This is a genomic window from Pseudomonas sp. WT-JTC (genome assembly GCF_056711565.1).
In genome coordinates this window covers 3522130-3535387 of sequence record NZ_CM160042.1, presented here as the reverse complement: position 1 = coordinate 3535387, position 13258 = coordinate 3522130, and the positions used below count along the sequence as shown (strand labels likewise).

12 protein-coding genes are annotated in these 13258 nt (G+C 58.2%); 5 read left to right on the top strand and 7 right to left on the bottom strand.

All coding sequences use genetic code 11. The features are described from left to right. Positions 1-47: 47 nt before the first annotated feature. The 4 genes from ctaD to AC06G5_RS16135 are packed head-to-tail and all read left to right on the top strand — an operon-like array spanning position 48 to position 3581. The gene (ctaD, locus tag AC06G5_RS16150; RefSeq protein WP_480459896.1) at positions 48-1823 is read left to right on the top strand and encodes a cytochrome c oxidase subunit I; all 1776 of its coding nucleotides are present in this window, start codon (positions 48-50) and stop codon (positions 1821-1823) included. Further along, positions 1820-2512 (top strand): cytochrome c oxidase subunit 3, encoded by a 693-nt coding sequence (locus AC06G5_RS16145; protein WP_413426968.1) that lies wholly within the window; start codon positions 1820-1822, stop codon positions 2510-2512. The genes ctaD and AC06G5_RS16145 overlap by 4 nt, the downstream gene beginning before the upstream one ends. Before the next feature lie 6 nt (positions 2513-2518). Further along, positions 2519-3250 carry a heme-copper oxidase subunit III family protein gene (locus tag AC06G5_RS16140; RefSeq protein WP_480457511.1) on the top strand — a complete coding sequence of 244 codons (732 nt, stop codon included), beginning with the start codon at positions 2519-2521 and terminating at the stop codon, positions 3248-3250. A 13-nt stretch (positions 3251-3263) separates the two neighbouring features. Beyond that, positions 3264-3581, top strand: a complete 318-nt coding sequence (locus tag AC06G5_RS16135) for a cytochrome C oxidase subunit IV family protein (RefSeq protein WP_008017298.1) — start codon at positions 3264-3266, stop codon at positions 3579-3581. 32 nt (positions 3582-3613) lie between these two features. Here the strand turns inward: AC06G5_RS16135 and AC06G5_RS16130 are convergent, their stop codons facing one another. The 4 genes from AC06G5_RS16130 to AC06G5_RS16115 all read right to left on the bottom strand — a co-directional run bounded on the left by AC06G5_RS16130 (position 3614) and on the right by AC06G5_RS16115 (position 6261). After that, entirely contained in the window at positions 3614-4174 is a 561-nt protein-coding gene (locus AC06G5_RS16130; RefSeq protein ID WP_413426963.1) for a magnesium transporter, read from the bottom strand. A 198-nt stretch (positions 4175-4372) separates the two neighbouring features. Next, entirely contained in the window at positions 4373-4663 is a 291-nt protein-coding gene (locus AC06G5_RS16125) for a hypothetical protein (protein WP_413426961.1), read from the bottom strand. 140 nt (positions 4664-4803) lie between these two features. Further along, positions 4804-5226, bottom strand: a complete 423-nt coding sequence (locus AC06G5_RS16120) for an MAPEG family protein (protein WP_413426959.1) — start codon at positions 5224-5226, stop codon at positions 4804-4806. Between the two features lie 81 nt (positions 5227-5307). Further along, positions 5308-6261 (bottom strand): diiron oxygenase, encoded by a 954-nt coding sequence (locus tag AC06G5_RS16115; protein WP_413426957.1) that lies wholly within the window; start codon positions 6259-6261, stop codon positions 5308-5310. A gap of 199 nt (positions 6262-6460) precedes the next feature. Here AC06G5_RS16115 and AC06G5_RS16110 point away from each other — a divergent pair, with 199 nt between their 5' ends. Beyond that, positions 6461-7417 (top strand): AraC family transcriptional regulator, encoded by a 957-nt coding sequence (locus AC06G5_RS16110; protein WP_413426955.1) that lies wholly within the window; start codon positions 6461-6463, stop codon positions 7415-7417. A gap of 137 nt (positions 7418-7554) precedes the next feature. Here the strand turns inward: AC06G5_RS16110 and AC06G5_RS16105 are convergent, their stop codons facing one another. The 3 genes from AC06G5_RS16105 to AC06G5_RS16095 all read right to left on the bottom strand — a co-directional run bounded on the left by AC06G5_RS16105 (position 7555) and on the right by AC06G5_RS16095 (position 13235). Beyond that, positions 7555-10455: a multicopper oxidase domain-containing protein gene (locus AC06G5_RS16105; protein WP_480457507.1), complete on the bottom strand. Its 2901-nt coding sequence runs from the start codon at positions 10453-10455 to the stop codon at positions 7555-7557. 397 nt (positions 10456-10852) lie between these two features. Then, positions 10853-11641 (bottom strand): SDR family oxidoreductase, encoded by a 789-nt coding sequence (locus tag AC06G5_RS16100; protein ID WP_480457505.1) that lies wholly within the window; start codon positions 11639-11641, stop codon positions 10853-10855. A gap of 46 nt (positions 11642-11687) precedes the next feature. Then, positions 11688-13235, bottom strand: coding sequence for an amino acid ABC transporter permease/ATP-binding protein (locus AC06G5_RS16095; RefSeq protein WP_480457503.1), 1548 nt, complete (start codon positions 13233-13235; stop codon positions 11688-11690). Between the last annotated feature and the right edge of the window lie 23 nt (positions 13236-13258).

The window sequence follows — 13258 nt, the reverse complement described above, 5'->3', positions numbered from 1 at the left end:
GTAAAGCAGCCAGCAATACACTGAAACTTCGACAGGAGGATGACGTGATGGCCTATGCGGAGCAAGCCGATACAGAAGCACTGCACGAGCCCAAGAGTTTCCTGACCAAATATGTCTGGAGTCAGGACCACAAGGTCATAGCCATTCAGTATTCCCTGACGGCTTTGTTCGTGGGTCTTATCGCCGTAGTGTTGTCCGGCTTGATGCGCATGCAGATCGGTTTCCCCGGCAGTTTGGCGTTCATGGATGCCAGTACTTACTATCAGGCGATGACCATGCACGGCATGATCATGGTCATTTACTTGCTGACGGCCCTGTTTCTGGGGGGCTTCGGCAACTATCTGATCCCGCTGATGGTCGGCGCCCGCGACATGGTCTTCCCCTATGTCAACATGCTCAGCTACTGGTTCTACCTGGTGGCGGTAGTGGTGTTGCTCTCCAGTTTCTTTGTCCCTGGCGGCCCCACAGGTTCCGGCTGGACGCTCTACCCGCCACAGTCCATCGCCCGGGGGACACCGGGGGTCGAGTGGGGCATCGTGCTGATGCTCGTCTCACTGGCGATTTTTATTGTCGCCGCCACCATGGGCGGGTTGAACTACGTCACCACTGTCTTGCAGGCGCGCACCCACGGCATGACCTTGTTTCGCATGCCGCTCTCGGTCTGGGGAATCTTCATGGCCTCGATCATGGCCTTGCTGGCCTTCCCGGCGTTGTTTGTCAGCGCAGTGATGATGCTGTTCGACAAGCTGTTGGGCACCAGCTTCTTCATGCCGGCGATGATTTCGCTGGGGCAGCAGCTCGATCACCAGGGTGGCAGCCCGATATTGTTCCAGCACCTGTTCTGGTTCTTCGGCCACCCGGAGGTGTACATCGTTGCTCTCCCGGCGTTTGGCCTGGTCTCGGACTTGATCAGCACCCATGCGCGTAAAAACATCTTCGGTTACCGAATGATGGTGTGGGCCATCATTGCGATTGGCGTACTCAGTTTTGTGGTCTGGGCACACCATATGTATGTCAGCGGAATGAACCCGTACTTCGGCTTTTTCTTCGCCGTCACCACCTTGATCATCGCGGTGCCGACCGCGCTGAAAGTCTATAACTGGGTACTGACCCTGTGGCGCGGCGACATCCATCTGACCGTGCCAATGCTGTTTGCCCTGGCCTTTATCGTGACCTTCCTGGTCGGCGGTCTGACCGGCTTGTTTCTCGGCAATGTGATCGTGGACATACCGCTCTCGGACACCTATTTCGTCGTGGCCCATTTCCATATGGTCATGGGCGTCGCACCGGTACTGGTGGTGTTCGGCGGCATCTACCACTGGTTTCCGAAAATAACCGGGCGCATGACCAACGACATCCTGGGCAAGCTGCATTTCTGGATTACCTTCCTGGGCACCTACGCCATTTTCTTTCCCATGCACTACCTGGGTTTCCAGGGCATGCCACGCCGTTACTACGCCTATGAAAACTACGCGTTCATCCCGCAGTCGGCGCAAGAGTTGAATGCCTTCATAACGGTGGTCGCCTTGATCGTCGGCGCTTCCCAGTTGCTGTTCGTGTTCAACCTGGCCTGGAGCGTATTCAAAGGCAGACCCGCAGGCAGTAACCCCTGGGGCGCGGCTAGCCTGGAATGGCAAACGCCGGACACCCCACCGGTACACGGTAACTGGGGCGCGAAGCTGCCGGTGGTGCATCGCTGGGCCTATGACTACAGCGTGCCGGGGATAGAGCAGGATTTCGTGCCGCAAACGGTCTCCGCCGAGGAACTGGAGCAAATGCGCCAACTCAGTGCCGGAACCAAAATAGCGGACGTTAAAACATGAACAGACTGCTACTGAGAAACGCCGACGGTGCTGACCCCGGCGGTAGCTGGAATCGCGATCCCGAGGGCATTCAGGCCGGCGAGGGCGGCGATAGAAGCCAAATCGCAAGGTTTGGCCTGCGCTTGTTTCTGGTGGTGGTCAGTTCGTTATTTTTTCTGTTTCTGCTCGCCTTTATCGCCCGCTCACAAATGGTCGACTGGCTACCCCTGACAGAACCCATGGCGCCGCTGGCCAATCCATGGCAGCTGTGGGTGAATTCGGCTTTCCTGGTATTGAGCTGCATCGCACTGCAGTGGTCGCGCATGGCTGCCCGCAAGGCTCGAATGGACGCCACGGTCATCGGCTTTGTATTGGGGGGAGGATTTACCATTGCCTTTCTGGCGGGGCAGCTCTGGGTCTGGCAGCAGTTTGTCGCCTGGGGTTACTTTGTCGCCAGCAATCCGGCCAACAGTTTCTTCTACCTGTTGACCGGCGTGCACGGCTTCCACCTGTTGGGCGGGTTGATTGCCTGGGCCAGGACCGTCGCCAAATTCCTGCGTCATGTGCCGTTGCCGCAACTCAGCGCCAGCATAGAGCTCTGTGCCATCTATTGGCATTACCTGTTGGGTCTCTGGTTTGTGCTGTTCGCGCTGCTGACCAGCACGCCGCAAACCTATGAAGCCATCGCCAGATTCTGCGGCCTGAGGTGAAAAGCCATGGCATCGCACCTGCAAGCCCAAGCCCAAGCCCAAGCCCAAGTCGAGACCAGTTCATCCAATCCGCCAGGCTCGCCACCTGCATCGGGATGGGAGGGCATCGCCAGCGACTGGTCCTCGGATAAAGACGCCTTCAAGCAGGTCCACTGGGGCAAGGCGATGATGTGGATATTCCTGCTCAGCGACACGTTTATATTCACCTGTTTTCTGACCGGCTACATGTCGGTACGCATGACCATCACCACCGCCTGGCCGAACCCCAGTGAAGTGTTCGCCTTGACCATCGGCGGCACGGAAATTCCACTTATTCTGATTGCCATCATGACCTTTGTGCTGATCAGTAGCAGCGGCACCATGGCCATGGCAGTCAACTTCGCCTATCGCCGTGATCGCGCGAAAACCACGGCCCTGATGCTGGCGACCGCGGCCTTGGGCGTGACCTTCGTCAGCATGCAGGCATTTGAATGGAGCAAGCTCATCGCAGAAGGGGTGCGCCCCTGGGGGAACCCCATGGGGGCGGCGCAATTTGGCGCCAGCTTTTTCATGATCACCGGATTTCACGGACTGCACGTGTCAATCGGCGCGCTCTACCTCAGCATTGTGGCGCGCAAAGTATTGCGCGGAGATTATGAGCGCTCCGGAAATTATCAGAACGTCGAGATAGCGGGGCTTTACTGGCACTTCGTGGATTTGGTGTGGGTGTTTATTTTTGCTTTCTTCTATTTGTGGTAGAGGAGCACGGGTGATGGCACATGCTCAGGGTCAGCAACATCCAATCAGTCTGTACCTCAAGATCTGGGGGCTGTTATTCGTCCTCAGTACGATGTCGTACCTTGTCGACTATTTCCACTTCCATGGCTACCTTCGGTGGTTCCTGATTATCACGTTCATGTTGTTGAAGGCGGGTTTGATTGTCTCCATCTTCATGCACATGGCCTGGGAGCGGTTGGCCATGGTCTACGCGATATTGGTCCCACCTTTGTGTTTACTGGTGCTCGTCGGACTGATGGCCACTGAGGCGGATTATGTTTTCCTCAGCCGGGTCATTTTCTTCGGTCAATAAGCCGCCTTCGGATGGCCTTGAGTCTCCAGGAGCTAACCCGAAATCACTCGCTTGAACTGATGCCACTTGTGCTGCCAGGCTACTGTCCAGTGAGGGGCTGCCGCTCCCGTGCCGGCGATCTTCAGTTTTGGATGATGTCCGATGACCTGGTCCAGTATCGACTCCTGGTTCGGTTCAACATCCACGAAGAAGATATGTTTGCCTTCCTTTACCACCTGGCTGAAATTGCGAAAGTGAGTGTTCGGCACCTGGAACCCGAAAAAGCCGCCTTCCCAGATGCAGAAGCCCAAAACAACAATGGCAAGGAAGATAAAGGGCATCCAGCCTGCGGCGGACTCGGTCCAGCCCATCCAATAGGCGCCAAGCAGGACCAGCGCCGCGAGTGGCACACCGACCACCGCACCAATCTCACCGGAGTGAACAGCATCCTGTTCCATTAACGAGCTGATCTCGTGGAGGTGATGTTGTTCAACATCAGCAACTTTCTCACTGAACACATGAATCTGTTCGGAATTGATGCCGCTGGCTTCCAATTCATTTTCAACGGTTTCAAGTTCGTTGAGATTGTCACTGATGTAATAGTGTCGATTCATGCCACACCTCCGATCTAGAGTTTGCTGTAGACCTCCTTTGTCCGGCAGCCGTTAACCAGGATTTTGTAGTCGGTATCTGTACTGGGGGAAACGTTTCACACTTCATGCAATCTGAGCGAAGTATAGCACTCGCCAGCCTGCGGGCCGGTCGGCAACTTGCGACACCGGTAGTGTCGCGAGATCAACCGCAAGGGCACGCTAGTTGATCTGCACAATGACCGGACCTTCAGTTACGATCGGCGGGTTCGCCCGGATATTCGAGGTGTTTTTCTGAATCCACTCGCGCGCGACTTTCGAGCTCGCATCACTGCCGGCCTTGTCCTCGCAAACAGTCACCGACGTACCACCATCTCCCGTATTCAACAGTGTGTAGCTGACCAGACCAGGCACTGTCCGCAAGGTAGCTTCGATGTCGACATTGCGTTCTTCCAAAAGATTGAAAAGCTCCTTTGCTCCAGTACCCAGGTAGGTTCGTATAACCGCATACATGGTCGTCTCCTTTGGGACTACCGATCCGTTGATGGCCGCAATCACTCAGGTTTCAGTTCGCCCTGATTTATTAAGCTTAGCCAAACGCCGGCGATAATCTGAAAGCAACGACCACCGGCTACTTATGGCCGTTTTCGTATTCATGCGCCGTAATACGCAGCGATAACCATGAGCGCAAGAAAACAGACCAGTTGAACGCAAAAGAAGGTAAACCGGACTGCGACGAACGCATTGGTTTGCACATGGGATACGTGAACCAGCGACTGGCACACGCGAGCGATCAGGATGAGCGTGGACAAGTAGTTCACTGCCGGGCCGTTGATATCAAGGGCGGAAATCACGAACACGATGACGGCAAAGACAGGCAGGTTTTCCACACAGTTGGCGTGTGCCCTGGTCCCGCGCTGGTACCAGTCCGCGCCTTCGAGCTGATCGCTGCGGAAAGAGGCGATCGGAGCACTCGAGAACAGGATGGCGACCCAGCGATAAACGCCGACGGTTGCCATCAACAGCAGCAAAGTCCAGGTCGCAAACCCAAGCAACATCCACATCGGTATGGTCATGGCCGCCATCCTCGATAGATCATTATCGGCAAGTCATCCCACAGTCGCGCGACCAACGAACAGTCGGTCGCGCGCTGTCGTTCAATTGCGCATGATGGGTGCCAGTGCGGTCTGAATCCTGGACATCTGTGCAGGCGTTGTCATGTGCGTCAGCAACCGGCCAAAGTGTGGATGCTGCACGCCCGAGACAATGTATTGCCAGCGGTAGGCGCCCAGCACACCGACCTTGATTTGCGCGGTCTCCTCGGCACTGAACGATCGTGAAACACTACCCATGAAGTAGTCGGCATCGGATGCCGACTGTGCCAGCAGGATTGCGTCGACGGCCGCCACCAGCGCAATCAGGTCATTCACCGCCGAGTCGCGCTCGGCCGGCGAGAGTTTCGCGTGCTCCGCCTGCCACTCCAGTTCATCGAGTACGACGTGCCGGCTTTCATCCATCCAGTGAAATTTGAAGACATCCTTGAACAGCGGGCACAACTCTTCGCGTGGTGCGATGCTCTGTACGTAGTGCGCCTGAACGAACAGCTCGATATGACAGGTCAGCGCCAGCACCGACCAGGTGCTGGCCGCCAGTACCACGTGCGCTACATCGTTTGGATCGGCAACTTGACGATAGCCCGCGGGCAATTGCGAACCGATCATCGTCTCCATGCGCCGGAACAACGCCTGGTGCTTGATCTCGTCGTTGGAAAAGCGCACCAGCGCTTCGAGTGCGAGTTGATTGTCAAATACATGGGCCCGACCCTGATCGAGCATTTTGGCACTGATAAAGCGCTCCACCAGGCCAAAGATATACGCATAGGTTCGGCCCTGAATCTGACTGAGCAGGCGTGCCTCGGCCGCGGTGAGAAAAGTCAGGCGATCGATCTGCGACAGTCCGTCGGGCAGGAATTTGCGCGAGAAGTCGAAACGCCGGTCCTGTAGCAAATCGCGATCGATCTGCCATTGGTTTTTTTCCGATGATCTGACAATCCGCGCATAACGGGCAGCGTTGCCTGACTCTGAGCCGGGTAGGGTAGCTACGGTGTTCATGTGGATCTCCTGTTGCCCCGGTTGAATTGGAGTGGGGCAATTACGGTTGACGCCGGAGCCAATGATCTTGGGTGAAGCCTCTGGGAACAGTCTCGATCTCTGAGTCCGCGCTGGTGCTAATCTAGGGCTCGCGGTTCAGGCGGCAAATGACCGGTGCGCCTGATTACATGCTCCGGACTCCGGAAAGGAGGGCTGGCAATTGCTGGACGCGCTTTCTGATGTTTTGCGGGTGATTCGGCTGTCTGGGGGGGTGTTCCTCGAGGCGGAGCTCACTGCGCCCTGGTGCATCAACGGAAGACTCTCGGCGGATGATTGCAAACCGTTCCTGGCGGTACCCCGGCATATCATTGCGTCGCATTTTGTCGCGGCGGGGCACATGCAAATACGCATCGACGGTGATACCACCGTCGACGTGGGGGCAGGCGAACTGGTTCTGCTGCCTCGCAATGACGCTCACTCTTTTGGCAGCGACCTGAGCGTTGCGCCCATGCCGGCCAGAGAAGTCATTCAGCCACCGGAAGTCGGTGGGATTTCGCGGATCAAGTACGGCGGGGGCGGCGAGGCCACACAGTTGTTGTGCGGATTCCTCGGCTCTGAAACGCCTTTCAGCCCGTTGCTTTCGTCATTGCCATCCTTGTTGAAACTGGACGTACGCGCGACGGCTTCGGGCGCCTGGATCGAAAGCTCGTTCCGTTTTGCTGTCAGTGAAATCGCGGCGGGGCGCGTCGGTTCGACAACGGTCATCGCCAAGCTGTCCGAGCTGCTATTCGTCGAAGCCATCGGCCAGTATGTCGCCAGCCTGCCCGCCGAGCGGCGCGGATGGCTGGCAGGTTTGCGGGATCCGCATATCGGGCGTGCGCTGGCGCTACTCCATGCTCGTCCGACCGAAGGCTGGACTGCGGAAGCCCTGGCGCTTGAGGTGGGCATGTCGCGCTCGGTTTTCGCGGAGCGATTCACGGCGCTGGTCGGACAGCCACCGATGCAATACCTGACGCTCTGGCGTATGCATGTGGCCGCTCAACACCTGCGCGAAGGTCGCGGCAATGTGGCGCAAGTCGGTTTTGCAGTTGGCTACGAATCCGAAGCCGCGTTCAGTCGCGCATTCAAACGCCAGTTCGGCACATCCCCCGGCACCTGGCGCAGACAGTCAGCATGAGAAGGTCCGGTGCCGGTGGACACCCTGAAAAAGCCAGGCAGCCAGTGTCCGACCAGCGACCCAAAGCCGACTGTGATGTCAGGCGGCTTTGGGTTGAAACGGTCATGCAGGCGGATTTTTGTGTTTGATAGACGACACTAGCCTTTGCCTCCGCTGCTGCCACTACTGCCGCTGCCGCTGCCGCTGTTACCACTGCCGCTGTTATCTCCTTGGTTGTTATTGTTGACCCTGACCTGTGGCCCGACGCCATCTCCCGTACGGAATGTCGGTAACGCAACCGAGTCCACGAATTTCACGCCGTCCCAGCTGGGCAGCGGTGTGGGCATCAACTGGAACTGGCCCGGGTGCTCGGAGTCCCAACGCAGCAGCATCGAGGTGTCCTCATGCTGGGTGTTGTGGCAGTGCTCCATGTAGGTACCGGCAAACTCACGGATGTGTATGGCCATTTCGACATTGTCTCGGCTCTCTGGATGGCGGCCTATATCGTACATATCTTTGCGCGCGCCTTTTTCCCATTCTGGTGGTGGTCTGCCACCGCGGGTGAGAATGATCCCTTCCTCGAAGTGCACATGCACCGGGTGACTCCAGCCATTGCCGCCGTTCTGGATCTTCCAGACTTCCAGCGTGCCTTCACCCTTGAACCCGGCCGGTGTCGGGCCAGTGGCCAGTTGTGGCGCGGCGGAAATCCGGCGTGGGTCCATGTTGAAGCCTCGGCCGCCATCGGTCTTGATCGTCCAAGGCGCAAAATCCGTGCCGTTGGAGCGGCCAAAGATAAAGGTGCGGTGCCGCGCCTGGGCAAGCCGGGCGATATCGGCAGGGTCATCACGGTGCAAGGGCAGGGGGATCATGAACTTGCCTTCGGGCTTGCCAGGCTTGGCGGGCTCGAAGTCGACCGGATTCATGCTGACATCCTGGCCGCTGTAAGGCTGGACGTTGAGTTGCAGGAACAGGCCCACGCCCGGGTCACCGTTGACCCACTGTGGCCCGTGGCTGGTTTGCCTGACCACGGGCAGGTACTTCTCGGAGAGTACATCCGCCAATGGAATGTCGCGTTTAGGGCGCCTGCCGTTTTCATGCTCCTCGATGTTGACGAAGAAAATCCTGTCGCCCGCCTTGATGCCGTTTGCCGCGAAGTCGATGACGATGTCAAAACGCTCGGCAATGCCCTGTATTGGCAGAATGGCATTGTGGTTCTGTGTGTCGCCGTCGCCATCGAGGTCCAGGCTGCCATCGAACGGCACCGCGTGCTCCATGATATTGCCGTCGTTGGCAATCATGTGGAACGGCACCCGGTTATAGGAAACCCCGGAGTTGTTCGGGCCAGAAAACTCGCCACCATTACCATTGACCTGACGCACCACCGCCAGCTTGAAGTAACGAGAAACCGATCCGTTGAGAATGCGGAAACGGTAGCGGCGGGCACGTACGTCCAGGAAGGGCTTGAACTCCCAGTTGGTCAATACCTGGTCACCGAGAAAACCGTCGGTGTTGAAGGGGTTGAACCACAATTGGCCGGTCTGGTCCCAGGCCTTGTCGGCAATCGTCAGGTTGACGTCATAGTCGCGGTTACCCCAGCCCAGCGCCGAACCGCTGGGCAAGCGCAGGTTGACCCCGTCGTCGACCGACTCGTTGCCACGGTCCAGGGCGCTGTAGTAATTCATCATCGTCGCGTTGCCCTTGTAGACATTCTGCGCGGTGAAATCGAGCATGTGGTCGTGGAACCAGTGGGTGCTCATGGTTTCGCGCCAGTCGCCACGGATCTTGATGGTGCCGTGGTCGCAGGTCTTGAAACCTGGGGTGGCGTCGTTGACGAAAAGGATTTCACCGGGGTCGCAGGGGAACGCTGCCCGTGGGTCCTCGGCCGTGGTATTGATGGTGTCGTAACCGGCCAACTGGATCGGCCAGCGATAGTCGTAGTACTGGCCCGGGAAGAAGAACGCGTTGGCAAAGCCGTCGCTTTCCGCCGGGGTGTGGCCGTTGTGTTCATGGGTGGTGAGGGTGTGCAGGCCAAAGCCCCGGTTGGCCGATGGGTCAATCGGCAGGGCATCGTAATGACGCATCAGCATCGCCTGGCCATAGCGTACTAGAAGCAGTTTGGGCGGAAAGGTGCCGTCGAATGTCCACAACGCATTATGGTCCTGGACAGGAAGGTTTTCGTGAAACTGCACTTGAATGCCCTTGGTGGTGCCCTCGTTGGCCGGGGTGCCGTTGGTGTTGTGATAGAGCCCGCCTGGCGCAAATTCCCCCACGGCGTAGTTATGCCGTTGCATGCGATCTCGCAAGCCACTGTTGACGTGCGCGCCTGCTTGCACAGTCTTGAAGGCGTCGCGCGGGAAAAACTCATTGAAACGCTGGTGCGACCAGCCTTTTCCCGGTGGCCGGCCTTCTGCGGGCGAATCGACTCGGCGATTGAGGAAAAGCTCGATCTGTGCCTTCCAGGGGTTGCGGTCCAGTACATTGGAGAACTCTGTCGGGAAGGGCGTCAATGCCGGCTGCCTGAGAAAGGCATCCAGCGCATCCGGCGACGGGCCGCTACGCGCCACGTTCAATGGATCTTGCGCCGGTGCTGGGCCCACCGTCGGAACCGGAAACGGAACGGGTGATGGCGGGTCGGCCGCATCCAGTTTGTTCGAGCCGAATTCCTCGAACAGTTCAAGCTTCTGTGTGAACGGTTGAACCCCGAACAACGGGCTGGCATTACCGTTGGTGGGGATATTGAAGCTGGGTTGCAGATTGGGTGGCAGCACATTGTCGACCAAGGGCGTCTGGCGGTTACCGACCACTCCATTGGGCAAGTCGAAAGCGCCGACGTTTGCCGGAGGCAGCTTGAGCAAATCCCGTAATGCGGCATCGGCGTCGGCAGGCGGATTGGTGAACGCCGATGGGTCGGTAGGAGGCGGTGGATCGGTGTTGTCGAGGGGGGCTGCCGGGGCCTGGGACAAGCCCAACCCCAGCATGATCGCGGCAGCAGAGATACTCATCGCCAGCCTGGTTTTGGACAATGGACTAGGATTCAACCTTCCGGTATCCAGTTTCATCGCAAACACCTCTGACGGGTTCCGCGGAGCGCGTGGCAATACATGGGCAACGAGCCACTGCTCCTGGCCGGGCAGGCGAAACTTTTTATTTCGAGCCGGGATGGGAACGATGCATATTTCCCGCCGAAAGTGACAGGCGGTGACTAATGGCTCTACGCCACGCCCCTCTTGCTTGCGGGCTTTGAGCGGGCGTATCAGAAGCTGGGTGAAGGCCCCCGATAATGGGGAATACCCCCCAATACAGGGTGCGATTGTGCGGGATATTCGGGATAAGAGACGTTGTAGGAGCGAGCTTGCTCGCGATGGACTCAAGAGCGCTGCGTTTAGTCAGGAAACACGCGGCATCGTTGACGACCATCGCTAGCAAGCTCGCTCCTACAATTTATGCCTGTCGTCATTATTGACTGGAGCGAACGGCGCCTCCATCGATCAACAGGTTCTGCCCGGTCAGGTAGCCTGCATGGCTGCTGCAAACGAAGGCGCAAAGCGCACCGAACTCCTCGGGGGAGCCAAAGCGTTTGGCTGGGATTTCGGCACGGCATTCGTCAAGGAATGCCTTACTGTCTTGCCCCGACTCTTCGGCGGCAGCGACCAGGTTGTCACGCAGTCGATCGGTATCGAATGAGCCCGGTTGCAGGTTGTTGATCGTCACATTGCGACTGGCAATGTTGTCCTGTCGGGCGAGCCCTGCGATGAACCCCGTCAGGCCACTGCGCGCGCCATTGGACAGACCCAGGCTTTCGATGGGGGACTTCACGGCACTCGACGTGATGTTGATGATCCGGCCAAATCCGCGTGCCGCCATACCGTCTACCGTTGCCTTGATCAATTCGATAGGGGTCAGCATGTTGGCATCCAGCGCCTTGAGCCAGGTGTCGCGATTCCATTCGCGGAAATCTCCGGGGGGAGGACCTCCGGCGTTGTTGACCAAAATATCGAAATGCTCATGGGCCTCGAGCGCTGCCGCCCGACCCTCGGGCGTCGAAATGTCTCCGGCCACGGCGATGACCGTCACTTGAGGATTTATCGCTCTGAGCTCACGGGCCGTTTCATTCAGCGTGTGTTCGCCCCGTGCGGTGATCACCACGTTCACGCCTTCGCGCACGAGTGCCTGTGCGCAGGCTTTGCCCAGGCCTTTGCTGGCGGCGCAGACCAGCGCCCAGCGTCCTGCTATTCCAAGATTCATGCGGGTTTTCCTGAAAGTAGGTAGTTCAAGGAAAGTGATTGCCTGTTCATGCATGGTCCACCGTAGCAGACAGGTTTGGCGATCGGGCAGCGATTCCCATGAAGCGCCGTACTCGCTCGCCCTTGGCATCGCATCGTATGGTTTCAGGAGCGGCATCGAGTTGAATATTGCCGTTCTCCATGAAAATCACCCGGTCGGAGATCGACATGGCAAAGTCCATTTCGTGGGTCACGATCAGCATGGTCATGCCTTCCTTCGCCAGGTCGCGGATCACGTTGAGCACGTCGTTGACCAGTTCCGGGTCGAGGGCTGAGGTCGGCTCGTCGAACAGCATGATCTGCGGCTCCATCGCCAGGGCCCGAGCGATCGCCACACGCTGTTGCTGCCCGCCGGAGAGCTGGTGCGGGTACTTGTGGGCATGGGCCAGCAGGCCGACCTTGTCCAGCAGCGCATACGCACGATGTTCACTCAACTCGCCCGGTTGGCCGTGGTAACGCGGTGCCAGCGTGACGTTGTCGAGAATGGTGCGGTGCGGGAACAGGTTGAAGTTCTGGAACACCATGCCGATGTGCCGCACGCCTTTGCGCAGGCGGGAGCTGTTGGGTTTGTCCGATGCTTCGATGAATTTTTCGCCGAACAACAGAATGTTGCCGGTATCGATGCTTTCCAAACCGTTGACCGTGCGGATCAGCGAAGTCTTGCCGGAACCGGATGGCCCGATGATCGAGACCACCTGGCCGTAGTCGACATTCAGGTCGATACCCAGCAGCACCTTGTGCGTGCCATAGCTTTTCTGGATGTTCTTCAGTTGCAGGATGGGCGTCGCGTTGTTGCCGGCGGCTTTGCGCGCAGTGTCGGGCAACGCTTCGGCGCAGGCCTTGAATTTGGCAATGGTGGCCGCGTCGAGTGTGTGCGGCTTGCGGAAGTTCAGGTCCAGGTAGCGCTCCAGGCGCTGCAGGAAATAGCCGAACACGGTGACGATCAATACGTAGTAGACGCCTACCGCCGCCAGGGTCTCCATGACCAGGAAGTTGGTGGCATAGAGGCGTTGGCCGACCGTGAGGATTTCGGTCAGGGAGATGACCGAGACCAGCGATGTCAGCTTGACCACAGTGATGTATTCATTGATCAGCGTGGGCAGCGAAATACGGAAAGCCTGGGGGATCACGATCAGGCGTTGCATGCCGAACAGGCCGACACCCAGCGCGCGTCCGGCTTCCTTTTGGCCCTTGGCCACGGAAATCAGACCGCCACGATGGATTTCCGCCATGTACGCCGCCTCGGTGACCACCAGGGCCAGCAAGCCGGAGTAGAAGGGGTTGGACAGGATCGGTCCACTGCCGGGAAACAGTTGCGGCAGGTTGTAGACGAACACCACCAGCACCAGCAACGGGATGCTGCGGAAAAACCAGATATAGGCAGCTGCCGGCATGCGCAGCAAGGGCGATTGGGACAGCTTGGCCGTGGCCAGGAGAAAACCCAGCAGCATGCCGATGAACCAGGCCAGGGCACTGAGCTGGATCACCGTGACGCAGGCTTTCCAGAAGTCTGGCAAGGAGAACAGGGAGAGAAAGTACGACCAATCGAATTGCATAGGGCACCTCGATCTGCCGCCCC